General features: G+C 61.1%; 25 protein-coding genes. 20 read left to right on the top strand and 5 right to left on the bottom strand.

Annotation, left to right across the window (positions count from 1 at the left end; translation table 11 throughout):
* Window positions 1-14: 14 nt before the first annotated feature.
* The 9 genes from JNM42_RS05150 to JNM42_RS05110 all read left to right on the top strand — a co-directional run bounded on the left by JNM42_RS05150 (window position 15) and on the right by JNM42_RS05110 (window position 8,111).
* Complete coding sequence (locus JNM42_RS05150; RefSeq protein WP_294267213.1) at window positions 15-953, top strand: hypothetical protein; 939 nt, start codon at window positions 15-17, stop codon at window positions 951-953.
* Between the two features lie 31 nt (window positions 954-984).
* Window positions 985-2,721, top strand: a complete 1,737-nt coding sequence (locus JNM42_RS05145; protein ID WP_294267210.1) for a PAS-domain containing protein — start codon at window positions 985-987, stop codon at window positions 2,719-2,721.
* A gap of 133 nt (window positions 2,722-2,854) precedes the next feature.
* Window positions 2,855-4,123: a GAF domain-containing SpoIIE family protein phosphatase gene (locus tag JNM42_RS05140; protein ID WP_294267206.1), complete on the top strand. Its 1,269-nt coding sequence runs from the start codon at window positions 2,855-2,857 to the stop codon at window positions 4,121-4,123.
* Window positions 4,123-4,542, top strand: coding sequence for an ATP-binding protein (locus JNM42_RS05135; protein ID WP_294267203.1), 420 nt, complete (start codon window positions 4,123-4,125; stop codon window positions 4,540-4,542). The genes JNM42_RS05140 and JNM42_RS05135 overlap by 1 nt, the downstream gene beginning before the upstream one ends.
* Window positions 4,543-4,556: 14 nt before the next feature.
* A complete protein-coding gene (locus JNM42_RS05130) occupies window positions 4,557-4,889 on the top strand; it encodes an STAS domain-containing protein (protein ID WP_294267200.1) in 333 nt (110 codons plus the stop codon).
* Between the two features lie 127 nt (window positions 4,890-5,016).
* Window positions 5,017-5,814, top strand: coding sequence for an ABC transporter permease (locus tag JNM42_RS05125; RefSeq protein WP_294267197.1), 798 nt, complete (start codon window positions 5,017-5,019; stop codon window positions 5,812-5,814).
* Between the two features lie 15 nt (window positions 5,815-5,829).
* Entirely contained in the window at window positions 5,830-6,630 is an 801-nt protein-coding gene (locus tag JNM42_RS05120) for an ABC transporter ATP-binding protein (RefSeq protein WP_294267194.1), read from the top strand.
* A 27-nt stretch (window positions 6,631-6,657) separates the two neighbouring features.
* The gene (locus tag JNM42_RS05115; RefSeq protein ID WP_294267187.1) at window positions 6,658-7,542 is read left to right on the top strand and encodes an MlaD family protein; all 885 of its coding nucleotides are present in this window, start codon (window positions 6,658-6,660) and stop codon (window positions 7,540-7,542) included.
* Window positions 7,539-8,111, top strand: coding sequence for an ABC-type transport auxiliary lipoprotein family protein (locus JNM42_RS05110; protein ID WP_294267184.1), 573 nt, complete (start codon window positions 7,539-7,541; stop codon window positions 8,109-8,111). Before JNM42_RS05115 ends, JNM42_RS05110 begins: the two co-directional genes overlap by 4 nt.
* 169 nt (window positions 8,112-8,280) lie before the next feature.
* Here JNM42_RS05110 and JNM42_RS05105 read toward each other — a convergent pair whose 3' ends face one another.
* A complete protein-coding gene (locus tag JNM42_RS05105; protein WP_294267181.1) occupies window positions 8,281-8,733 on the bottom strand; it encodes a hypothetical protein in 453 nt (150 codons plus the stop codon).
* Window positions 8,734-8,872: 139 nt separating this feature from the next.
* On the opposite strand from JNM42_RS05105, the gene JNM42_RS05100 reads away from it, so the two are divergent.
* Window positions 8,873-9,346 (top strand): hypothetical protein, encoded by a 474-nt coding sequence (locus tag JNM42_RS05100; RefSeq protein WP_294267178.1) that lies wholly within the window; start codon window positions 8,873-8,875, stop codon window positions 9,344-9,346.
* Between the two features lie 36 nt (window positions 9,347-9,382).
* On the opposite strand, the gene JNM42_RS05095 is transcribed toward JNM42_RS05100, so the two are convergent.
* A complete protein-coding gene (locus JNM42_RS05095) occupies window positions 9,383-9,508 on the bottom strand; it encodes a hypothetical protein (protein WP_294267175.1) in 126 nt (41 codons plus the stop codon).
* A gap of 298 nt (window positions 9,509-9,806) precedes the next feature.
* Between JNM42_RS05095 and adh the strand changes: the two genes are divergently transcribed.
* The 3 genes from adh (at window position 9,807) to JNM42_RS05080 (ending at window position 12,228) form a co-directional block, all read left to right on the top strand.
* Complete coding sequence (gene adh / locus JNM42_RS05090; protein WP_294267172.1) at window positions 9,807-11,327, top strand: aldehyde dehydrogenase; 1,521 nt, start codon at window positions 9,807-9,809, stop codon at window positions 11,325-11,327.
* 57 nt (window positions 11,328-11,384) lie between these two features.
* Complete coding sequence (locus tag JNM42_RS05085) at window positions 11,385-11,774, top strand: DUF779 domain-containing protein (protein WP_294267168.1); 390 nt, start codon at window positions 11,385-11,387, stop codon at window positions 11,772-11,774.
* A gap of 169 nt (window positions 11,775-11,943) precedes the next feature.
* The gene (locus JNM42_RS05080) at window positions 11,944-12,228 is read left to right on the top strand and encodes a hypothetical protein (protein WP_294267165.1); all 285 of its coding nucleotides are present in this window, start codon (window positions 11,944-11,946) and stop codon (window positions 12,226-12,228) included.
* Window positions 12,229-12,270: 42 nt separating this feature from the next.
* Here the strand turns inward: JNM42_RS05080 and JNM42_RS05075 are convergent, their stop codons facing one another.
* The 3 genes from JNM42_RS05075 to gloA all read right to left on the bottom strand — a co-directional run bounded on the left by JNM42_RS05075 (window position 12,271) and on the right by gloA (window position 14,967).
* The gene (locus JNM42_RS05075) at window positions 12,271-13,800 is read right to left on the bottom strand and encodes a class I SAM-dependent methyltransferase (RefSeq protein WP_294267162.1); all 1,530 of its coding nucleotides are present in this window, start codon (window positions 13,798-13,800) and stop codon (window positions 12,271-12,273) included.
* Between the two features lie 164 nt (window positions 13,801-13,964).
* Window positions 13,965-14,570, bottom strand: a complete 606-nt coding sequence (locus JNM42_RS05070) for a hypothetical protein (RefSeq protein ID WP_294267159.1) — start codon at window positions 14,568-14,570, stop codon at window positions 13,965-13,967.
* A gap of 4 nt (window positions 14,571-14,574) precedes the next feature.
* Window positions 14,575-14,967: a lactoylglutathione lyase gene (gene gloA, locus JNM42_RS05065; RefSeq protein ID WP_294267156.1), complete on the bottom strand. Its 393-nt coding sequence runs from the start codon at window positions 14,965-14,967 to the stop codon at window positions 14,575-14,577.
* 200 nt (window positions 14,968-15,167) lie between these two features.
* On the opposite strand from gloA, the gene JNM42_RS05060 reads away from it, so the two are divergent.
* From JNM42_RS05060 to prmC, 7 genes are all read left to right on the top strand, one after another.
* Window positions 15,168-16,364 carry a hypothetical protein gene (locus tag JNM42_RS05060; protein WP_294267153.1) on the top strand — a complete coding sequence of 399 codons (1,197 nt, stop codon included), beginning with the start codon at window positions 15,168-15,170 and terminating at the stop codon, window positions 16,362-16,364.
* Window positions 16,365-16,720: 356 nt separating this feature from the next.
* Window positions 16,721-18,223, top strand: coding sequence for an FAD-linked oxidase C-terminal domain-containing protein (locus tag JNM42_RS05055; protein ID WP_294267151.1), 1,503 nt, complete (start codon window positions 16,721-16,723; stop codon window positions 18,221-18,223).
* The gene (gene glcE, locus JNM42_RS05050; protein ID WP_294267149.1) at window positions 18,223-19,314 is read left to right on the top strand and encodes a glycolate oxidase subunit GlcE; all 1,092 of its coding nucleotides are present in this window, start codon (window positions 18,223-18,225) and stop codon (window positions 19,312-19,314) included. The genes JNM42_RS05055 and glcE overlap by 1 nt, the downstream gene beginning before the upstream one ends.
* 13 nt (window positions 19,315-19,327) lie before the next feature.
* Window positions 19,328-20,596, top strand: a complete 1,269-nt coding sequence (gene glcF, locus JNM42_RS05045; protein WP_294267147.1) for a glycolate oxidase subunit GlcF — start codon at window positions 19,328-19,330, stop codon at window positions 20,594-20,596.
* Between the two features lie 270 nt (window positions 20,597-20,866).
* Entirely contained in the window at window positions 20,867-22,129 is a 1,263-nt protein-coding gene (gene hemA, locus JNM42_RS05040; protein WP_294267145.1) for a glutamyl-tRNA reductase, read from the top strand.
* A 21-nt stretch (window positions 22,130-22,150) separates the two neighbouring features.
* Window positions 22,151-23,233, top strand: coding sequence for a peptide chain release factor 1 (gene prfA / locus JNM42_RS05035; RefSeq protein ID WP_294267143.1), 1,083 nt, complete (start codon window positions 22,151-22,153; stop codon window positions 23,231-23,233).
* Window positions 23,234-23,237: 4 nt separating this feature from the next.
* Window positions 23,238-24,080, top strand: a complete 843-nt coding sequence (gene prmC, locus JNM42_RS05030; RefSeq protein WP_294267141.1) for a peptide chain release factor N(5)-glutamine methyltransferase — start codon at window positions 23,238-23,240, stop codon at window positions 24,078-24,080.
* Window positions 24,081-24,109 lie beyond the last annotated feature (29 nt).

Here is a 24,109-nt window from a genome sequence, read left to right as displayed (position 1 = left end):
AGAGGGGAAACACCATGCGTAGCTTAATCGCAGCCCTGCTTCTGTTCTGTTCCTCACTGGCCTCGGCCGTGGTGCTCAACATCGAATTCAACTTTTCACCCTTTGTCGGCGATCCGCTAAAGTCAGACCATGTGGAAATCGTGGCCGGCAAGGCGAACGTGTTTATCAACAATGTTCCGGTCGCCGAACAGGAAATCCAGAAGCGTGAAGTTCCCGTCCTGTTCGACAATCGTGAAATCGGAAGCGCCGTGTGGGTACCGGCCAGTTCCATGGGGCCAGCGCTACGCAAGGGCAAGAACAAAATCCGTATCGAGTTTGTACCCGCCAACGCCAAGACGCCCTACGATGCGCAACTTCGCTGGGCGTTAGTGACCGATCAGGTGACGCGCACGGAGAAAGGCCCGGGCCAGATGAGCGCGACCAACCAGAGCGATGAAGGCGTAGACAACAGGAAAAAGAACGTCGGCAAGATCGTTTTGGAGCGCGAGTTTGTCGCAGATTTCGCTGCCGACCGACCGTGGCACCACTATACGCCAATCACCGCGCTGACTGACGCCGACAGGCAGGATCTGGCGGCGCTGGTCGCAGCGCGGGCGGAGACTTTCAAGCCGGAATTCGCCAGCGCTTACCAATTGCTGAAGGACGCCAGCACGCCAGGGCTTCAGCTTGACCTGGCCGGGATTCAGAAATCAAAGATACTCAACAAGGGCTACGCGGCGGGCATCCGGGTCGTCCCGGTCAGCACCGACAAGCTCGATTTCGTTATCACCGGCAATCCTGAAGTCGTGGTGCGCAGCAAGACGGGCAACCTCTATACGAGCGACGCCAAAGCCTTCGCACGGATCAAGGGCGACGAAGTGCAAATGGGACTGGCCATGGTGCTTGGCGTTCTATACCCGCCCCAGCACGTCGCCGTGCGCGATTCCGCCGGGAAATGGGCCGTAGTTCAATGATGACGGCCGCTATATCGTCGGGAGGAAAGGAATGACCCCGGAGGATCACGGCATCGGTGCAGAGCACCAGCAGCTTGATTTCATACAGCGCGTCGGACGTGTCGGGTATTGGGAGTACGATCCGGACGCCGAAAGTTTCTGGCTGCCAGCGCAGTCATTGAGTCTGCTGGAGTCTATTGCCGGCATCACGGGCCTGCATCCGGGATCGTGGATCGAGGTTCTGCTGGACGGTGAACGCAGACGTTTCATGAATACGCTTGAGGCGGCGGTCAAGCAGGGCCTGTCGCTGCACCAGGAACTGCGTCTGAAACACGGTGAGGGTGGCAAGGCCAGCATTTCGGTGCGTGGCGCTCCGCTCGCTGCCGAGGGTCAGGCCACCCGTTACGCCGGCACCTTCCACGACATCAGCAGAGAGAAACGCGCCGAGGAAGAGCGCGAGGATGTCATCAGCCAGTTCAACGCCCTGCTCGAAAGTCTGCGCGTCGGCGTTACCGTATTCGATCAGGATCTGCGTCTGATGTTCTGGAACGAGCAGATCTACAACATTCTTGGTCTGCCGCGCGGTGCAGTGTACAAGTACGTGCACTTCGAGGAACTGATCCGCTACCCGGCCCGGCGCGGCGAGTACGGCCCTGGCGATCCCGAGGAACTGGTTCGCCAGCGCGTTGCACTGGCCCGCCGCTTCGAGCCTCATCGCTTCGAGCGCCAGGCGCGCGATGGCCGCGTACTGCTCGTCGAAGGTTACCCGTTTGTTCTCGGCGGCAATCAATCCGGTTTCGTCACCACATACACCGATATCACCGAGCAAAAGAGTAACGAAGAAAAACTGCTGCGGCAGAACCACGTGCTGTCGACCATCATCGAGAATTTCCCCGGTGCCGTCTCCGTGTTCGGCGCTGACTTGCGCTTGGTCGCCAGCAACGATCAGTTCAAGGAATTGCTCGAACTGCCCGACGCCCTGTTCGACAAGCCGGAACTTCATTTTGAGGACCTCATCCGCTATAACGCGAAGCGTGGCGAATACGGCCCTGGCGACCCCGATCAGCAGGTGGCCGAGATCGTCGCCCGCGCCCGCAACTTCCAGCCACACACGATCGAGCGGGTGCGTCCCAACGGAATGGCGCTGGAGATTCGCGGCATGCCATTGCCTGACGGAGGTTTCGTCACCATCTACATCGACATTACCGAACGCAAGCTGATGGAAGACCAGGTGCATCAAATGGCCTTCTATGACACACTCACGCGACTGCCCAACCGCCGCCTGCTTGACGACCGCCTGAGCCAGAGCATGGCCGCCAGCAAGCGCAGCGGCTGCTATGGCGCACTGATGTTCCTGGATCTGGACAACTTCAAGCCGCTGAATGACCTGCACGGGCATGCCGTAGGCGATCTGTTGTTGATTGAGGCGGCGGAGCGCCTGAAATCCTGCGTGCGCGAAATGGACACCGTCGCGCGCTTCGGCGGCGATGAATTTGTGGTGATGATCAGCGATCTGGATACGGATAAAAGCGAATCAACGGCGCAAGCCAGGCTCATTGCCGAAAAAATCCGGCTCACCCTGTCGGTACCCTATCGACTGACAATCCGGCAGGAGGGCAAGGTGGAGAGCAGGGTCGAACATCTGTGCACCGCAAGTATTGGCGTGGCCTTGTTTGTCAATCATGAAGCCAGCCAGGACGACGTCCTGAAGTGGGCTGATTCGGCAATGTACGAAGCCAAGGAGGCGGGGCGCAATCTGGTGCGCTTTCATGACGCTAAGCCGGGGTGAGCAAAATCTGTAGTTCGATCATTGTAACGAGGCGCATTGCGGCCGCCTGGCTTGCCTATGGGGTACAAGCACTTGACCGGAGAATCAGGGATAATTCGCTTTCCGGCAGTCTGATCAATCGGAGCTTCCTGCAGTGACCGTCGAGCACGCCAAACAACTGGTCGATAACGGTGCCAATCCCAGGCTGGCGGACGATATGGAGCTGCTGCTGGCGATCAGCCAGGACTTCGTCGGTTCTCCGGCGATGAACGAAACCCTGGCCAACGCGGTTCGCCAGATCATGGCCTACATGGATACCGAAGCGGCTTCCATCTTTCTGCTCGATGAAGCGAACGAGAAGCTGACCTGCCTGGCCTGCGCCGGACCGGTCTCCATCGGAGGCCTGACCATCGCCAGAAATCAGGGCATTGTCGGTCGCGCGCTGGCCAGCAATTCCGTACAGTTGGTGCGCGACGTCTCGGCCGACAGTGACTTCAGCAAAGCCGTCGATGACAGCACCGGCTTCACCACCCGCTCCATCCTGTGCGCGCCCCTGATGGTCAAGGGGCGCATGCTGGGCGCCCTGGAGGTGATCAACAAGCGCAAGGGCGACGGTCTGTTCGATGTAGCCGACAAGCGTTTCCTACAGGTGCTGGCCGGTCTGGTTTCGCTGGCCGTTCACAACGCGCAGATGACCGGGGCGCTGGTCGAGCAGGAGCGCATGCGCCGCGAACTCGATCTGGCGCGCGAGATTCAGCGCAATCTGCTGCCGGATCAGCCGGCCGCCGACTTCCCGGTGCACGGGCTGAATCTTTCGGCGCTGGAAGTTTCCGGCGACTTTTACGATTTCTTCCCAATCGCCGACGGGCGCATCGCCTGGGGTCTGGGCGACGTGTCGGGCAAGGGCATGAACGCTGCCATGCTGATGGCCAAGACGATCAGCCTGTTCCGTTGCCTCGGCAAAACGGTGCTCGATCCGGCACACCTGCTGACCATACTCAACGACGAAATTTCGGAAACGGCCAGCCGCGGGATGTTCGTCACGATGGCGGCCGGGGTGTTCGATCCGACGAGCGGAGAAGTCATTTTTGCCAACGCCGGGCATCAGCCGCCGCTCTATCGGACCCGGACGGGCGCTTATAGCGAGTTGGAGGAATCCTCGCCGCCGCTCGGCATCGTTCCCGGCATGGCGTACTTTGAGCAGCGTCTGCAGCTCGATGGCGGCCGGCTTTTTATTTTTACCGATGGTGTGACCGAGGGCTGGGCGGCGGAGGGCAGGATGCTCGAACTATTCGGCCTGAAAGCCCTTCTCGACAAACACTCCCTCTTGCCGCCAGCCGATCAACTCGCTCGCGTTGCCGAGGCGCTGGTGCGCCCCGGTGAGCGCCTGCACGACGACCTGACCCTGCTGGTGATCGGCTGATGGTCTGGCTGCTCGATCGGTGCTTCCCGGCGAGTACCGAGGTGCTTTCCGAGGTGCGTCTGGCCGTTCGCGATGCCTGCCAGCGAGCACGAGGTGACAAGAAATCCGGCGAGGGATGCAGCGAACAGATGGTGCTGGCGATCAATGAAGCCTGCATGAATATCATTCAGCACGGCTACGGGTTTGCCGACGGGAATCAGTTCACGCTGCGTCTGGGCGTTGATGACGATGTTTTGGTAGCGCTTTTGCTGGATAATGGCTTGCCGGCTTGCGACGCGGATTTGTGCCCAAGGAATCTCGACGAACTGCGCCCCGGCGGGTTGGGAGTGCATTTCATGCGCGAGTTGATGGACGGTGTCGCTTACGTTCAGGCACCGGAAGGTTTTGCCAACTGCCTGCAACTGAGCAAGCGGATTTGATTAAAGGATGCCCATTGGAAATTCAGATTGAAGACCGGCCACCCTACAAGCTTGTGCGACTCTCCGGCGATGTTGACCTGCATTCCTCGCCCAGGGCACGCGAAGCGATCCTCGATTGCCTCAAGCTGAAAGCGCCGCTGCTCGTCGACCTCTCGGCGGTGAGCTACATGGACAGTTCCGGCGTGGCGAGTCTGGTCGAGGGCTATCAGACGGCCAAGAAGCAGGGTCTTGAGTTTGCTCTGGTGGCGGTGGCGCAGTCAGCGATGAACGTGCTCAAACTGGCGCGCCTGGACAAGGTGTTTCCGATCCATGCGTCGCTTGACGAGCGCATGGCGCAGCAGAGATGAGAAGATGCGGGTCGGATCGGGCCGTAACCCGACGTTTGTGGTGCGACAGCCCCGGGGTTTCGGCAGCATCCGGATAGCACCAGAAACAATCGATGACGGATCCTGAATTTTTATTGATCGGATGACCTTGAATCCGCTACTTTCCTTCGTTTCCCAGGTTGGCCAGCGCAGCCTGCAATCGGTCAGGGAGGTTGGCTACCACGCCGCCCTGCTGGCCGAAGCGTTTTACTGGCTGCTCTTCGGGCACTGGCGCCGGCAGCCGGTGCGTCTGGGTGCGGTTTTCAAGGAGGCGGTCGGCGTTGGCGTTAACGCCATACCCATTGTCGCGCTGGCGTCATTTGCCACCGGCATGATGCTGGCCATTCAGGGCATTTATACACTGCGGACGTTTGGTGCCGAGGGGCAGGTGGTGCTCGGCATTGCGCTGTCGGTAACGCGTGAATTCGCACCGCTGATTACCGGCATTTTCGTTGCTGGCCGTTCGGGTTCGGCGATCGCCGCGCGCATCGGTACCATGCAGATTTCGCAGGAGATCGACGCCTTGCGCGTGATCGGCATCAACCCGGTGCGCTATCTGGTGGCGCCGTTGCTTGCCGCCATGTTGCTCACCCTGCCGGCGCTGACCATTCTTTCCGACCTGGTCGCGCTGTTCGGCGGGGCGCTGTACTGCGCCGGCGAATTGAGTCTGCCGATGGGCATTTTCTTCGAGCGTACCTTCGAAGTGCTGGTCGCCGAAGACGTGATTCACGGCGTCCTCAAGAGCTTCATCTTCGCCGTGATCGTCACCCTGATCGGCGCCGGCAATGGCTTCAACGTGAGTGCCGGCGCCGAGGGGGTCGGGCAGGCAACAACGCGCGCCGTGGTCCTCGGCTGCATCGGCATCATCCTCGCCGACATGGTCTTTACTTTTCTCACGAGCCGTTAAGGGCTTGCGTATTCCATGAACGCTACCGACCTTGCCATCGACGTCAGCCATCTGGTCACCCACTACGGGAGCAGGAAGATCCTCGACGACATCAGCTTTCAGGCGCGGCAGGGTGAAATAATGGTCATCATGGGTGGCAGCGGTTCGGGCAAGAGCACGCTGCTGCGCCATCTGCTCGGCCTGCATCAGCCGACCTCGGGCAGCATCAGGTTGCTCGGCAAGGACATCACTCAGCTGAGTGCCGACGAGATGTACGACCTGCGCAAGAACATGGGCGTGGCGTTTCAGGGCGGCGCGCTGTTCAACTCGATGACCGTCGGCGAGAACGTCGAGCTGCCGCTGCGCGAACATACCCGGCTCGACGAGAACACCATGCGCATCATGAGCCGCATGAAGCTGGAGGTGGTCAATCTGGCCGGCTTTGAAAACCTGATGCCATCCGAGTTGTCGGGCGGGATGATCAAGCGCGCGGCGCTGGCCCGGGCCATCGTCATGGACCCGCGCCTGCTGTTTTTCGACGAGCCTTCGGCCGGGCTCGACCCGGTGGTTTCGGCCGAACTGGACGAACTGATCCTGATCCTGCGCGATGCCATGAACATGACGATTGTCGTGGTTACGCACGAGCTGGAAAGTGCCTTCAAGATTGCCGACCGCATCACCGTGCTCGACCAGGGACGCATCCTGATGTCGGATACGGTCGCCGCCGTCCGCGCCAGCAGCAATGAGCGAATCCAGTCCCTGCTCAACCGCAAACCGAGAAACGAAGCCATCAACCCCGATGAGTACATGGAACGACTGACCCGGGAGATTTTCTGACCATGAGGTTTTCAGGATGAAACCACGATGAAGCGCGACAACGTCAATTACCTGCTGGTCGGCAGCTTCGTGCTGCTGATGGCCGCCGTGCTGTTCTACGCGCTGTACCGGATTACCGGGCATAGCGCCAAAGGCGATATTTACTTTACCCACTTCCCGAATGTGGCGGGAATCAAGGAGGGTTCAGTAGTGACTTACGAAGGCTACGAAGTGGGCAACGTGACTCTGGTTGCGCCGGTGACGCGTGACCAGCGCACCAGGTATCGCATCACGCTCAACCTGAGAAAACCGGTGAATATTCCTGTCGACAGTCGCGCACTGATCGCCACGCCGGGTTTGCTCAGCCCTCCCCTGGTCGAGATCAAGGAAGGCAGTAGCCGCGACATCGTGGCGGTGGGCGGAGATATTCTCGGTGACAGCAGCGTCAACCTGATGGAGTCGGTCGCTACGCTGGCCAGCGAACTCGGCAAGATCACCGAAACCAGCATCAAGCCGCTGCTCGCGCAGATCAACCAGAACGTTGCGCCGGCGATGGCCGACATGCGTTCGACCATAGAACGCATCAACCGCACGGCGGGGCGCGTCGATGCCCTGTTCAGTGACGAAAACGTCAAGCACTGGAACCGGATGCTGCAGAACGCCGATGGCGCTTCGGCCAACGCGCTCAAGTTGTCGAGCGATCTCTCCGGTGTTCGTGCCGAGGTCGAAGGGCTGGTCAAGGATTCGCGCGGAATCGTCAACAGCAGCGGCAAGGATTTGAAGGAATCGTTGCGCCGCGTCGATGCGACGCTCTACCAGCTTGAAGCGGCTGGACGCAACCTCAATGAATTTTCCCGCACCATTCGCGAGAATCCGGCCGCGCTGATCCAGAGCCGCCCGCCAACCGATGCCGCCGCAGGAGCAGCGCAATGAACCGACTGCACGCCACCCTTCTCAGCTTTTGTCTGTTGCTTGCCGCCTGCGGCAGTGTGCCGCCGGCACCGAGCGACCGCTTTTACCGCCTGCAGCCGGTGAGTGTTTCGTCTGCGGGCAAGGCCTTGCCCGGTGCCGTTGCCGTACAGACATTCCGTGCTGACAGCCTGTATGCCGAGCGCCCGATCATCTACGCCGAAGAAAGCAGCCTGCGCCAGTTGCGCCAGTATCACTATCACCTGTGGCTTTATCCGCCGGCACAGATGGTGCAGGGCCATTTCGTGAGCAGCCTGGGCAGCGCGCTTGATCTTTCCGGCGGCAGCAATGCGCCCTACGTTGTCGACGGGCGCATCCTCGGTTTCGAGCGCGTGCTGTCCGGCAAGAACAGCAAGGCCGTCGTGGCGCTGGAACTGCGCCTGCTGGCCGGTGGTAAAACACTTCTGAACAGGACGTATCAGGCCGAGCAAGCCGCCGCAGACGACTCGCTGGATGCCTTCGCCGTGGCGATGGAACAGGCGCTGGCGAAAATTTACACCGAATTTCTCGCTGACCTGGCGCACACACGTTAGCCACAAGGATCAATGCGGTTCGCGCCTCTCCCGAATATAGTTTGTCCGCCTGTTAGACCTGGCTGGATTTGAGAGGCCTGCGTGTCGGCGCGGCAACAGCTTTGTTTTGTCGATTAACCAAGGTGCACGACCGACGCGACGCTGCGCGCAAGTCGGGCAAATTCGGGAATCACTTCTCCAGGCTGATCTTGACGCCTTCTGCGGCCAGCTTCAGGCTCAGACCCTTGGCCGTCGTCTCGATCTTGATCTCAACCCCCTTGTCGTTTTTCATCGAGGCCCGGGTGCCACCGCCAATCAGGGTGCCGCCCGCAGCACCTGAGCGGAACGTCCCCTCGATGTCCCCGATCTGCTTGAGGTTGTAGACCGTGCCCTTCGCCGAGAGCTTGGTTCCGCCAACTTCGCCAGCCGACAGCCCCTCAATCTTGATTTTGTAGGTCTTGCCATTGAACTTGACATCGCCGCCACCCCAGGTAAAACCGATGCCGATGGCAACAGAGCCGCCGGAGAACTCGATCGTCGCATCCGGCTTGGCGGCCTTCTGGTGTTCGTTGGCGCCGACACTGCCGGAGGTGGTCAGGCATAATGTGGCAATGGCAATGATTCCGGTGATCTTTTTAAACATGATGATTTCCTTCACTCGGTTGAACAAGATCGGATTGTAGAGCGAACTGACCAATAAAACTAATGGGAAATGAAGGTGCAAGTGTCTCGAAAGTGGCAATGGCCACTTTCGGAAGATGGAATATCATGGAGTTGCCCGAATGATCCGTAAAACGCTGATCCTGATCACGGCCTTGATGGCCGGGATCGCCTTTGCTGCGTCGCCCGGACCGGCGGAAGCGCCAGTCGAAATCATCAATGCCGAGTTTGGCCTCTTCGACGTCAGCAATCCGGAGGAACTGGTCTTCGAGCCAGGCGATACGGTTCCGCACAAGGTGGGTCAGCGCTACGGCTGGATCATCGAAGTAAAAACCGCCCGGCGCACCCTGAGCGTGCGCGAGGAATATCTGCTGCCTGGCCCGCCGAGGGCCGGGAATGCCGCGGATTCCTTAAGCGAAAGCCTGAACATCCCCATCGAACGACGCAACCAGGTCAGCCAGAGACAACTGGTGCCGGTGGACGGCAAGATTTACGGCGAATGGGCTGTCGGTCAGAACGAACCCGCCGGCCACCGGCGACTCCAGGTGGTGATTGAAGGCCAGGTGGCGGCACGCTTCGAGTACGACGTGAAATAAATCCGCCGCAGGGCGGACCGGCAAGCGAAGCGACACTCAGCGCGTAACCAGTGGAGTGGTATCTGCTGCGTGTTTCTTGGCCTGTTTGGCGGCCTTCTTTTCCTTCGGGGTTTTTGCGGGTTGTTTCTTGGTTTCCTTGCTGGTTTCCTTTGCCTTACCCATGATCCTTCTCCTCGAAATGGCCTGCAAACGCAGACGACGTTCAAGTTTAGCCCGATAAGGCGCGGGAAACCAGTTGCCAAACGACAAACACAATTTTACGGTGAATGGTCCGTGCTGTTGAAAGGCATTGAAAAAGCCTTACCAGCAGGCCAAAAGGGACTCAAATATACACCCGTCCAAAAAGTCCTGGTTTCACGATAAATCAACAGCTTGTCAATCGTATAATGATTCTGCACAGGGCTTGCTTTCGCAGATCGGTCCTGCCGGACTTTTTCATCGACAATAATGAGGAGACATCATGATCTACGCATTCCCCGGTCAACCCGGCGCCAAGCTTCAGTTCAAGGCCAAATACGACAACTTCATCGGCGGCAAGTGGGTGCCGCCAGTCAAGGGTCAATACTTCGATGTCATCACACCGGTCTCCGGCAAGGTGTATACGAAAGTGGCCCGCTCGGGCGCCGAAGACATCGAGCTGGCGCTGGATGCGGCCCATGCCGCCGCCAACGCGTGGGGACGTACGCCGCCGGCTGAACGTGCCAACGTCCTGCTCAGGATCGCCGATCGCCTGGAACAGAATCTGGAATTGCTGGCCTACGCCGAAACCGTCGACAACGGCAAGCCGATCCGCGAAACGCTGAACGCCGACATTCCACTGACCATCGACCACTTCCGCTACTTCGCCGGCTGCCTGCGGGCGCAGGAAGGTGCGCTCAGCGATATCGACGAGAACACCGTCGCCTACCACTTTCATGAACCGCTCGGCGTCGTCGGCCAGATCATTCCGTGGAACTTCCCGATCCTGATGGCGGCGTGGAAACTGGCGCCGGCGATTGCCGCCGGCAACTGCGTGGTGCTGAAGCCGGCCGAATCGACGCCGATCAGCATCCTGATCGTCGCCGAACTGATCAACGACCTGCTGCCGCCGGGTGTGCTCAACATCGTCAACGGCTACGGCCGCGAAGCCGGCATGCCGCTGGCCACCAGCCGCCGCATCGCCAAGATCGCCTTCACCGGATCGACCACCACCGGCCGCCTGATCGCGCAGGCCGCCGCCAACAACCTGATTCCGGCGACGCTGGAACTCGGTGGCAAGTCGCCCAACATATTCTTCGCCGATATCGCCGACGCCGACGATGACTTCTTCGACAAGGCCATCGAAGGTCTGGTGCTGTTCGCCTTCAACCAGGGCGAAGTGTGCACCTGCCCGTCGCGGGCGCTGATCCACGAATCGATCTATGACAAGTTCATGGCGCGTGTCCTCGAACGCGTTGCGTCGATCAAGATGGGCAACCCGCTCGACAGCGACACGATGATGGGTGCCCAGGCCTCGCAGGAACAGTTGACCAAGATCCTGACCTATCTCGATCTCGGCCAGCAGGAAGGTGCCGAGTTGCTGATCGGTGGCGCCCGCGCCAAACTCGAAGGCGATCTGGCCGACGGATATTACGTCCAGCCGACGCTGTTCAAGGGCCACAACAAGATGCGCATTTTCCAGGAAGAGATCTTCGGGCCGGTGCTCGCCGTGACCACCTTCAAGACCGAAGCCGAAGCCCTGGAGATTGCCAACGACACGCTCTACGGCCTCGGTGCCGGCGTCTGGTCGCGCGACGGCAATACCGCCTACCGCATGGGCCGCGCCATCAAGGCCGGTCGCGTATGGACCAACTGCTACCACGCCTACCCGGCCCACGCCACCTTCGGCGGCTACAAGGAATCCGGAATCGGTCGTGAAACGCACAAGGTGATGCTCGACCACTATCAGCAGACCAAAAACCTGCTCGTCAGCTACAGCCCGAAGAAGCTGGGTTTCTTCTGATTTAAATACAAACAAGGCCCGGGGGCGGCCAAGCGCCCCTCATTTTCGGAGACGAGCATGGTAGAAAAAGTCGTTGCCACCCAAGCCGCCCTGGACTTGATCGAACTTCTGAAAAGGAAGCATGGCGAACTGATGTTCCACCAATCCGGCGGCTGCTGCGACAACAGCGCGGCCAATTGCTACCTGCCTGGCGAAATCACCATCGGCGCCGGTGACGTATATCTCGGCGAAATCGGCGGCTGCCCCTTCTACATCGGAAAGTCGCAATACGAGTACTGGAAACACACGCAGTTGATCATCGACGTGATCGACGGCCACGGCGGCACCTTCTCGCTGGAAGGCCCGGAGGGCAAGGCCTTTCACACCCGCTCGCGGATTTTCAGCGATGCCGAATGCGCTGAATTGGCCGAAGAAGACTCGCAAAGAACACACCCATGGCCGTTATGAGAAGGTATGGGAAATTGCATGTTGTTGGAAGGCGTCGGATTTCCTGTTCTCATGAACCATCGGGTGTGACACAGGTCACAGCTTTGCTGCGTAACAGTTCGCTTGTCCGTGTCCCCACAGCGCCCTATCATGGCCTTTCCGTTTAACCCGAACACCGAGGAGGTGACAGATGGAAACGAATACGATTTCGGCTTTTCTGAAGAAAGCAAGCGAAGACGAAGGTTTGCGCAAGGAACTGGTGGCGCTGGCCGGGCGTTACGGGATTGCCCTTGGTTCGGACGAACTGAGCGACGCATCTCTCGACCAGGTGGCAGGCGGCCTTATACAGGGCTTTGACCTGAGCAGCCCGAAGCTGCAGACGACCCTGCTCCGGCAGAGTAAAGTCTCTATCGAAGGACCGCCCATCAAAATGAGCATCGACGGGATCTACAAACTCGGCGATGGCTCCGTCTGAATCTGTCGTTTCCCGGCGCGCCCTGGCGCTTCGCACCGCGGGTCATTGTTTCAGCAAGGCATGCCGGGCCATATGGCCAAGCGTCTTTTCCAGCAACTCCGCACTCAGCCACGGGCATCGCGCCAGCAGCTCACGGCGGTCCTGTGTGCCGTCCAGCAGGCATAGTAACTCCCGCTGCGTCGCGTCAAGTTCGATGGTGTCGTGCCGCAGGCTGGTCACCCGCGCGCCTGTTCGCGCCTGCTCGCGGGCGAGGGGGCTTGCACGCGGCGTCGTGCCGGCCTCGGTAGCAAACGCGATGTCCAGCGTGTGCAAGCTCAGCAGGCTGCCGCGATGGAGCCTGAGCAGCGCCTCCGCCAGCGGCACCGGGTCGTCTTCGCGATAGCACGCCGGCCAGGCGCCCGCAAGCATCTCCCGAACTTCGTTCTGTAACGCGGCAAAGCTCAGCATGCCCGGTGCCCGTCGTCGCAGGGCAACGAGCATGGCCTTGATCAGCGGATCGGTGCTGGAGGCGGCGTACCCGTCTGCCGTGCGAAAGTTCTCCACTACGATTTCCCTTACCCGCGGCTGCTCCGAAACCGGCGTGGCGCGCGCACGTGCCAGCAAAGACTGAACGGTTTCCAGCGGAGTGCGCTCACGCGGCGCAGCGTCGGCACGGCAAAGTAAGGTGCGGTGAAAGGCGCGCCCTAGGAAGCAATCCAGGTACTGGCCCTGTGCCAGTGGGTCGTCGGCGAGTCCTGCCAACGCCGCTCCGAGATCGCCCGGCAGATCGCAGAGCTGGGGCTCAGGAAGCGCTTCGCCCAGGTACTCAAGGCCGTGTTGCCGCGCCCGGGCGACGAACTCAATCAGATAGAGCGGCTCGTTGACCGGATCCAGGTGCTCATGGGCGATATAGCTGTCCAGCGAGTCCGCCAGAATGCGTGCCTCGTCGCCAAGCGCTCCGGCATACCAGCCACCGGGGGGTTGGGCCTGGCGTGCGAGCACCTGCATGAACTCCCGCGCCCGGGCGACCTGCTGCGCCAGTTCGGGCGTGTCGCGAACGTGCCAGCGCAACAGGTCGCGAATCATGCCGCGCAGGTACCAGCCGGGATAGGTGTTGTAGCTTATGCAGGCGACACCATTGGGCGCCAGGCTGTGGGCACAGATTGAAAGGATGGCCTCCTGCACGTCGGCCGGTACGTGCGAATAGACGCCGTGGCAGACGATGTAGTCGAACTCGCCCAGCGTCCCGGCGAGCGAGCGCAGGTCGGCCGCCGCGAAATTCACCTGCTCGAGTCCCAGGGTTTTGGCGAGCGACACTGCCGAGTCGATGTGGGCGGTGGACAGGTCGATGCCCGTGTAGCGTCCGCCGGGGATGGCGACGGCCAGGGCGATCAGGTTGACTCCTGTCGAGCATCCCAGTTCGAGCACCCGCGCCGTGGCCACCGACGGCACCTCGAGACCGCGCAGGCGCGCGGCGGTCGCCAGGCAGTCGGGGTGGGTGGTGTAGCGCGGCAGGTTATCGTAGGGCAACTCGTCGTAGCTTTTGCGCAGGGCGTCGGTGTCGGGGGATGGTGTGGGGGCGTTGTTCAGCATGGGGGTGGGGAGTCGGGTCGGTTGTCAGGGTCTGCTTCAAATTGCTCTCGGGATGCTTCACGACAGGAAACAATACAGATTCAGGGCGGGCAGCTTGCGACAACAGAACGGATGCACTCGTTTGACTTTTAACTTTTCTCGCAGGGACCGACTGCTCATCGTCATCAGGCGATACTGAGCAGATGCGGGTCGTCGAAGTGATCGACGAGAATCCGCCGCACGCGATCCTGCCACAGGGTGGCAAAGACTTCGCCGACCAGCGGATCGCGTTCGCCGGCCAGCAGGCGTTGCAGCAGCGGTCCGCTGCGCGGGTCGGGGGCGACCAGCTCGAGATGCAGCGTGGCGCTGAGGCTCTGGCCATTGTCCCGGCGCGTGAAGCGGATCTCGCCCGGCTGATCGAGTTCCTCGAAGCCGAGCAGGTGGCGGCGCGAGAAATGTCCGGCGATACCCTGGAAGCCGCCGATGCCGGCTGCACCGGTAATCAAGCCGACGACGGTGGCGGTTACGCCGACGCCGCCGGCGTCCTGAGCAGCACGGAAGTCGACCTGAATCTCACCCCGCTCAGGCAGTTCGTCCGGGTACAGGGCAGCCAGTACGCGGCTGCAAAGCAGGTAGGCGCCGGCCACCGTCGGGCAGGAATGTCCGGCGAGTTTGACCGCATCGGCATAGCGATATTCGATGATGCCGCCATCGGCGGCGCCGAGAAACTGGGCCAGCCGGTCATGCATGACAATGGGCAGGACTTCGGAAAAGAAGGACGGGAAGGCCATGCGCTCAGTGCGTCATTTTTTTCTGGATCAGTTCGATCTTGTAGCCGTCCGGGTCTTCGACGAAGGCGATGACCGTGCTGCCGTGCTTCATCGGCCCCGCCTCGCGCGTGACCTTGCCGCCCCTGGCCTTGATCTGCGCACACGCCGCGTAGGCATCGTCGACGGCCAACGCCACGTGGCCGAAGGCATTGCCCAGCTCGTAGGATACCGTATCCCAGTTGTGCGTGAGTTCGAGAACCGCGCCCTCGCTTTCCTCACAATAGCCGACAAAGGCCAGCGTAAAGCGACCCTCGAGGTAATCCTGGCGGCGCAGCAGGCGCATGCCAAGTACTTCGGTGTAGAAAGCCAGCGAACGTTCAAGGTTGCCGACGCGGATCATGGTGTGCAGGACTCTCATGAAATTTCCCCAGGGTGGTTTGAACACGGTGCGAAGCGGTCCGCAAACAGGAGTGCGTGCGCTCCAGAGTGACCGTCGACGGGTCGATTCTATCGCGTTTAATTCCGGCGCCGCCCGAAATCACGCCGATCGGTTTGCGCAAGCGTGGCCTGGGCATCATGATTTATACTGGATTCCCTTTCCTGTTGAATGAGGCAATCATGTCTACTCGCATCGCCGCCGCCCTGGCAACCGTTCTGGCCCTTCCCCCCCTTGCTGCGCTGGCGCAGACGAAAGCACCCGTCGCCCAGTTCTGGATGGATGTTGCCACCAACAGCATGTCGATTCCCGGCATGGGCGATATGGAGTCCGGTGAGGGCGCCATGTTCGGTGGCATGTTCGGCGCTACCAAAATGGGTGGTGGGGCGCCGGGGCAATGGCTGGACACGGCGCTCTACACCCGCCTGAAGGCCAGTGGCACTGAGGGCACGCACGCCATTCCGCCTGGCTTGCGCATGGGCAACAGCCTGCCCTTGATTCCGGTCGCCGGCGGGCGCTCCGCTGGAGAGCGTGAAGGCAGCGCGGAAAAGCCGAAAGGCAAACTGGTGTTTTACTGGGGCTGCAGCGACAAGGTACGTCCCGGCCAGCCACGGGTGGTTGATTTCTCCAGATCCAGCGCCGATGAATGGTCGCGCTTCATGACCGGCCGCTTCGCTCCCGACCGCGGTGCCAAGGCCGTTCCGGGGCGGTCGGTCTGGCCGAACGAGCGCGACCGTCAGCGCGTGCCGAACGGCGCGTCGCTCGAGGGCGATCACGCGGTCAGCGGCGAAGGCGTTCCGGCAGGGCTGCGCTTCAGCTTGCGCGATGCCTATGACTTCATGCCCAGAATCAGGATGAGCACGAGCGGCGACCCCAAGGCTTCGGTCACCGTCAGCTGGCAATCGATCAATGCGGCGCAGGGCTACTTCCTTTCCGCGACGGGCGCTCGCGGCGAGGAGGAAATGATCATCTGGAGCTCCAGCGAACAGCCCGATCCGGGCTGGGGCCTGATCGACTATCTGCCGCCGGCGCAAGTCAGGAAGCTGATCGGCGAGAAGGTCGTGCTGGCGCCGAACATTCAGAATTGCGCCATTCCAGCCGGCATCTTCGGCGCCGTCGAGGGCGCCATGGTGCGCATGATCGCCTACGGGCCGGAACTCGATCTCGCGCATCCGCCGCGCCCGGCCAATCCGAAAGCGCCCTGGGATCCCGAATGGGCCGTGCGCGTGCGCATCAAGTCGACCGGCATGACCGTCCTTGGCATGGACGAGCAGGGCGGTGGGCGCCGCTCTTCGGGCAGGAGCCAGGATGCCTCACCGTCGCAGGAAATACCCGGCATGGGTGTCGGGGGTGTAATCAAGGGGATCTTCGGTCTTTAGCCGGACGCGGCAACAGGATGGCCGGGTAGCCAATCAACATGAAACAGCACGACATGTGAGCCCTGAACAAGCGGCCTCAACTCAAAACTCCCGCAGAAGTGAGGATGTGCTTACCCAAGACGCCCGTCTCACAGTGACTGCCAGTCAGGGTTGCTTCCAGCCGGTGAATTAGGTAACGGAGAACAAACCGCCAAAATGCGACAAACTCCGGGAACCTTTCACCAGCGATGCATTCTTATTGTTTACTCGTAATCCAAGTTCCGATGGCTTCGCTGATATTCGCTATATACGACGAGCGAAAGTTGCCGTGAGGGCGCCTTCACACAAGCGTCTGTTTTAGCGATTGAGGATGCCGCATGAGCACTGACAGTGCCTTTACCGTGCCGCGATTTGCTGTTGAAAAACAGCGTTTGTTGGCACAATTGCGCGAGGTTTTGCCAGCGCTGAGCCTGCTGGTTGACGAGGAGGACTTGCGCCCTTACGAGTGCGACGGACTGATGGCTTACCGCCAGTTGCCATTGATCGTTGTTTTGCCCGAAAACGAGGCGCAGGCACAAGCCATCCTCAAAATTTGCAGTGCGCTTAAAGTGCCCGTCATTCCCCGTGGCGCGGCTACCGGCTTGTCTGGTGGCGCCATGCCGCATCGCGACGGGGTTGTGTTGTCGCTGGCCAAGCTGAAGAAAATCGTCAAGCTTGATGCCCTGGCGCGAACCGCCATCGTTCAGCCTGGCGTACGCAATCTGGCTGTTTCCGAGGCCGCTGCCGAGCACGGGCTGTATTACGCACCGGACCCTTCCTCGCAGATTGCGTGCACCATCGGCGGCAATGTGTCCGAAAATTCGGGCGGTGTGCATTGCCTGAAATACGGCTTGACCGTGCACAATGTGCTGCGCGTTCGCGGACTGACCATTGAAGGAGAAATTGTCGAATTCGGCAATGCGGCGCTCGATGCGCCCGGCTACGACCTGCTGGCGCTGATGAACGGCTCCGAGGGCATGCTGGCGTTGATCACCGAAGTCACGGTCAGGCTTACAGCGAAGCCGGAACTGGCGCAGGTGGTTCTGGCTTCGTTCGATGATGTCACCAAGGCCGGTGACGCGGTGGCCAGCATCATCGCGGCCGGCATCATTCCGGCCGGCCTCGAAATGATGGACAGGAAGGCCATCCACGCCGTCGAGCCCTACGTCAAGGCCGGTTATGACCTGAACGCCGAGGCCATACTGCTCTGCGAGTCGGACGGTACGCCGGAAGAGGTGGCCGAGGAAATGGCGCGCATGACGGCAGTGCTCAGGCAAAGCGGCGCATCCGGAATTCGCGTTTCGCAGAACGAGGCCGAACGTCTGATGTTCTGGGCCGGGCGCAAAGCCGCTTTCCCGGCAGTCGGACGTATAACGCCGGACTATCTGTGCATGGACGGCACCATCCCGCGCAAGAATCTGGCGCGGATGCTGATCGCCATCGCCGGCATGGAGGAGCGTTACGGCTTGCGTTGCGCCAACGTTTTTCACGCCGGCGACGGCAATCTGCATCCGCTGATCATGTACGACGCCAATGTGCCGGGGCAACTCGACCTGGCGACGGCTTTTGGCGGCGAGATACTGGAGTTGTCGGTCAAGCTGGGCGGTACGATTACCGGCGAGCATGGCGTTGGCATCAAGAAAATCGTCCAGATGTGTGCCCAGTTCACGCCGGCTGAACTGGCGCTTTTCCATGCCCTGAAGCGCGCTTTCGACCCCGAGGGCCTGCTCAATCCGGGCAAGGTGATTCCAACGGCTGCGCGCTGTCGCGAATACCGCCTGACCCGCAGTGCCGCCGATGGTGCAGACAACGCGTCAGTCAACGCGGCGACGAGGTATTGATGGGCGAGAAAGCCAATTCCTGCCTTGAGCGCTGGACCGGGCGCGTGCGGGCGGCGGCGGCCGAGAAGACGGCAATTCGTCTGCGCGGCGGCGGCAGCAAGGATTTTTATGGCCAGTCGCTGGTCGGTGAGCTGCTCGATACACGCGAGCACTCAGGCATCGTGGCTTACGCGCCGAGCGAGCTGGTCGTTACGGCGCGCTGTGGTACTCCACTCGCCGAAATGGAAGCGACACTGGCTGAAAATGCTCAGTCGCTGGCCTTCGAGCCGCCGCATTTTGACCCGGGGGCGACGCTCGGTGGCTGTGTCGCCGCCGGGCTGAGTGGCCCACGCCGAGTGCAGGCCGGAGCCGTGCGCGACTTTGTGCTCGGCGTGAAGATGATCAACGGCCAGGGCGAATTGCTCAACTTTGGCGGGCAGGTGATGAAGAATGTTGCCGGTTACGATGTTTCGCGACTGCTGGCCGGAAGTCTGGGCACGCTTGGCCTGATTGTTGAAGTATCGCTCAAGGTGATGCCGGTTGCGTTGGCTGAGCAGACCTTGCGTTTCGATCTGGATCAGGAGAAGTCACTCAATTTGCTTAACCAGTGGGGCGGGCAGCCGCTGCCCATTTCGGCATCGGCCTGGGCCGCGAACAGTCTGCATGTCCGCCTCTCGGGTGCCGCAGCGGCGGTCAGCGCGGCAACGGCGAAACTTGGCGGTCAGCGCGTCACACCTGAGGAGTCGACGGCGTTCTGGCTCGGCTTGCGTGAGCAGAGCCATCCCTTCTTTGCCGGCGATGCGCCGCTGTGGCGGCTTGCCGTGCCTGCAACAAGCGCAGTACTGGCGTTGCCCGGCGAGCAACTCGTCGAATGGGGCGGCGCGCAGCGCTGGCTGCGTGGACTGGGTACGCCAGCCGATCAGTCGATTCGTATAGCCGCAGAGCAATCCGGCGGCCATGCTACCCTGTTTCGGGCGGACGCGGCGCAGAAGGCGGCACTCGGTGTCTTTCAGCCGCTTGCCGCACCGCTGGGGCGCATTCACCACAATCTGAAACTCGCTTTCGATCCCCTGGGGGTGTTCAACCTCGGTCGCCTGTATCCCGATTTATGAGCCTCTACTGATCATGCAAACCAATCTCGCCGGTTTCATCAAGGACACGCCCGAAGGCAAGGAAGCCGACGCCATTTTGCGCAGTTGCGTGCACTGCGGGTTCTGTAACGCCACCTGTCCGACCTATCAATTGCTGGGTGACGAACTGGACGGGCCGCGCGGTCGAATCTATCTGATCAAACAGATGCTTGAAGGCCACCCGGTCACCCGCCGCACGCAAGTGCACCTCGATCGCTGCCTGAGCTGTCGCTCGTGCGAAACAACCTGTCCATCGGGAGTGAACTATCACCGCTTGCTCGATATCGGACGCGAAGTCATTGAGCAACGCGTCGCACGTCCTGTCGCGGAAAAGGTCACCCGTTATCTGCTGCGCGAGACAATAACGCGTCCCGGCGTTTTAAAGACGGCGATCAACATCGGCCAATCGATGCGTGCACTGATGCCCGCTGTGCTCGCCGACAAGCTGCCGATGCCGTCCGCCGGTGCAGGTACGGCGTTGCCGGACAGGCCGTCCGTTGCGCTGCAACGGCACATGATTGCGCTCATCAGTTGCGGACAGCACTCGCTGACGCCAAACACCCATGCCGCCGCCGTACGGATTTTCGACAAGCTCGGCATTGAACTGTTCGCTCCGCCCCGTGCCGCTTGTTGCGGAGCACTGCGCTACCACAGCAACGCGCCGGAAGCGGCGCTGGACGATATGCGCCGCTTGATCGATGCCTGGTGGCCGCATATCGAACCGCAACAAACCGGAGGCGTCGAAGCCATCGTGATCACGGCCTCGGGCTGTGGTCTGCAGGTCCGCGAATACGGCAAGCTGTTGCAGCACGACCCGGCTTACGCGAAGAAGGCAGAACGTGTTTCTGCGCTGGCGCGTGACGTATCGGAAGTACTTGTAGCCGAGCAGGAAAGGCTGGGCGAATTGTTGAGCAGGGCCGGCGTCGGCATCCGTCGGCGGGTCGCTTTTCACTCGCCCTGTACATTGCAGCATGGGCTGAAAATCCGTGGTCTCGTCGAGTCCTTGCTGGCCGCCGCCGGCTATGAGTTGTCACCGGTCGCCGATCCGCAGCTGTGCTGCGGTTCGGCGGGAACGTACTCATTCACCCAGCCCGAACTCTCCAGGCAACTGCGCGACAACAAGCTGGCGGCGCTCTACGCCGGTTCGCCGGACATCTTCGTTACCGCCAACATTGGCTGCCAGACACAATTGCAGAGCGGTACGGCGACGCCTGTTCGGCACTGGATCGAACTGATTGACGAGCGCCTGAGGTCGGATAGATAGACGATCTACAGCCTGGCATCTTGTTGAGTGGCGTATTTATTGGCTGACCAGCCTGCATTGCTGCAGATCTCACGTAAACGAGGCTTACAGCCAGATTTCAGGCCGGCTTACAGGCCGCAAGGCTGCGCCCCAGGTTGATTTGCTTCGGGATAGCCCGACGAACCTGCTCTGATCGGCGTCATCCTGGGCGGTAGAGGGCCGGGTGCTATAATCGCCTGCTGACTTCGGCACTCTCCGGGCTGAACGGAAAACTCCTGACCTGCACATTTCATGGCTCTTTTTACTCTCGGCATCAATCACCGCATGGCGCCGCTCGCAGTGCGCGAGCAGGTGGGTTTCCATGCCGAGGAGTTGCGCCGGGCGCTGACCGACCTGGCGAGCGGCGGACGGGTGCATGAGGCGGCGATTTTGTCGACCTGCAACCGGACCGAGCTTTACTGCCAGGCCGAAGCGCCGCAGGGTGCCCTCCAGTGGCTCGAGCACTACCGCAGCGTGCCGCACCATGCGCTCGAGCCTTATCTCTATACCCACCCGGATCGCGAAGCGGTGCGCCACGTCTTTCGCGTTGCCAGCGGGCTCGATTCGATGGTGCTCGGAGAGCCGCAGATTCTTGGCCAGATGAAGGAAGCGGTGCGTATTGCCAGGGAAGCGGGAACGCTCGGCGCGACCTTGAACAAGCTGTTCCAGAACTCTTTCGCGGTGGCCAAGGATGTGCGTTCGACAACCGCCATCGGCACCAACATCGTGTCCATGGCCGCTGCGGCGGTGCGACTGGCGGAGCGTATCTTCGAGCATATTGCCGGGCAGCGCGTGTTGTTTATCGGTGCCGGCGAGATGATCGAACTGTGCGCCACCCACTTTGCTGCACAGAAGCCGAAACAGATCGTTATCGCCAACCGGACGATTGATCGCGGCCGCGGCCTGGCCGATCGTTTCGGCGCGACGGCGATCCGTCTGGAAGAGGTCGGCGAGCGCCTGGCCGAATTCGATATCGTCGTTTCCTGCACTGCCAGCCAGTTGCCGATCATCGGCCTGGGGCTGGTCGAGCGGGCGATACGGGCACGCCGTCACCGCCCGATCTTCATGGTCGATCTGGCCGTGCCGCGCGACGTTGAAGTCGAAGTCGGCGAACTGGACGATGTTTTTCTTTATACCGTCGATGATCTCGCCCAGGTCGTCGAGTCCGGACTGGAATCGAGACAGTCGGCGGTGCTCGATGCCGAGGCGATCGTGGCCGCGCGCGTCGACCGCTTTCTGCTCTGGCTGCAAACGCGCGAAACGGTGCCGGTGATCCGTTCGCTGCGCGATACCGCCGAACGCACCCGTCGCCACGAAATGGAGCATGCGCTCAAGCTGCTGGCCAAGGGAGAAGATCCGGCGAGCGTGCTTGATCAATTGTCGCACCGGCTGACCAACAAGTTCCTGCATTCGCCGACGCAGGCCCTGAATCAGGCCGAGGGCGACCGCAGCGAATTGCAGGCGCTGGCAACACGCTTGTTTCACCTTCATCCCGACGCCCACTCCGGCGAGTAGATCAATCGTGTTGCCTTCCCCATGAAACAAAGCATTCGCGACAAACTTGAGAATCTTGCCGGACGCCTGGACGAACTGGATCGCATTCTGGCCAGCGGTGAGGCGACTCGCGACATGGATCAGTACCGCAAGCTGACGCGCGAACACGCCGAGCTGGGCCCGGTGGTCGCGCTCTACCAGACCTGGTGTCTGACCGAGGCCGACCTGCAGTCGGCCCTTGAAATGATGGCCGATCCGGAAATGAAGGAGCTGGCCGAAGCGGAGATGAAAGCGGCCAGGGAGCGTCTGCCCGGGATCGAGATCGAGTTGCAGAAGCGTCTTTTGCCGAAGGATATCGACGACGAGCGCAATGTGTTTCTCGAAATACGTGCCGGAACCGGCGGCGACGAGTCGGCGCTGTTCGCCGGCAATCTGTTCCGCATGTATACGCGCTTTGCCGAGCGGCAGCGCTGGCAGGTCGAGGTGGTTTCGGCGAATGAATCGGAAGTCGGCGGCTACAAGGAAGTGATCGCTCGCATTGTCGGCAACGGAGTGTATGCAAAGCTCAAGTTCGAGTCGGGCGGGCACCGTGTGCAGCGCGTGCCGGAAACCGAAGCACAGGGTCGCATCCACACCTCGGCGTGTACCGTCGCCGTGATGCCGGAGGCCGACGAGCTGGAAGACGTGCACATCAACCCGGCGGAAATCCGTATCGATACCTTCCGCGCTTCGGGCGCCGGTGGGCAGCATATCAACAAGACCGATTCGGCGGTACGCATCGTCCATCTGCCGACCGGCATCGTCGTTGAATGCCAGGACGGACGTTCGCAGCACAAGAATAAGGCGCAAGCGATGTCGGTTCTGGTGGCGCGCATCAGGGACGCGCAGCAGCGCGAGCAGAACGCAAAAATTGCTTCGACACGCAAGAGTTTGATCGGCAGCGGCGATCGCTCAGAACGAATCCGTACCTACAATTTTCCGCAGGGGCGGGTGACCGACCATCGCATCAATCTGACGCTGTACAAGATCGACTCGATCATGGACGGCGATCTCGACGAACTGGTCGGTGCGCTGGCCAACGAACATCAGGCCGAACAACTCGCTGCCCTGGCGGACCCGGAGTAAGCGGATGGGCGGGACGGAGCAGATCGGCGCAGCCTGGCGCCGGGCCAGCCAGCGCATCGACCGGCGGGATGCCAGGCGGCTGCTGGAACATGTCGGTGCCTGCACGCATGCCGACCTGATTGCGCATCCTGAACGTGAGCTGTCGACTGCGCAGGCCGCGCAGTTCGCTGATTTGCTTGTGCGTCGTGAGGCCGGCGAACCGCTCGCTTATCTGCTGGGCAGCGCCTTTTTCAAGGGGCTTGAATTTACCGTCTCCCCGGCCGTGCTGATTCCAAGGCCGGACACGGAAGTCCTTGTCGATGAGGCGCTGAAGCGGGCACAGGCCTTTGCCGCGCCACGCATTGTCGATCTCGGCACCGGATCAGGCATTATCGCCATCCTGCTGGCACGGCTCTGCCCTTCGGCCGCAGTAAGCGCAGTTGAGGTGTCTGCAGCAGCGCTCGAATGTGCTCGCGTCAATGCACGGCGGCACCGTGTGGATATACGCTTCCTTGAAGGGAACTGGTTCGATCCGCTTGCGGCGCAGCGCTTTGACCTGATTGTCTCCAATCCGCCCTATGTCGCCGATGGCGATCCGCACTTGCAGCAGAACGGATTGCCGTTCGAGCCGCAGGATGCGCTGAGCGACGGGGTTCCCGGGGGTGACGGGATGGCGTGCATTCGCACCCTGATTCAGGGCGCGCGCAAGCATTTGTTGCCCGGCGCCTGGCTATTGATTGAACACGGCTACGATCAGGCGGTCGAAGTACGGAATCTGCTGCGTGCGGCGGGTTTTGCCGATCCCGCTTCCTGGCGTGATGGTGCAGCGATAGAACGAGTCAGTGGCGGGCGCCACCCGATACGCTGATCAATGATTTTCTTCATCCAACCCTAAAG

The organism is Propionivibrio sp., from assembly GCF_016790145.1.
GTDB lineage: Bacteria > Pseudomonadota > Gammaproteobacteria > Burkholderiales > Rhodocyclaceae > Propionivibrio.
This window is presented reverse-complemented; position numbering and strand designations above follow the sequence as displayed.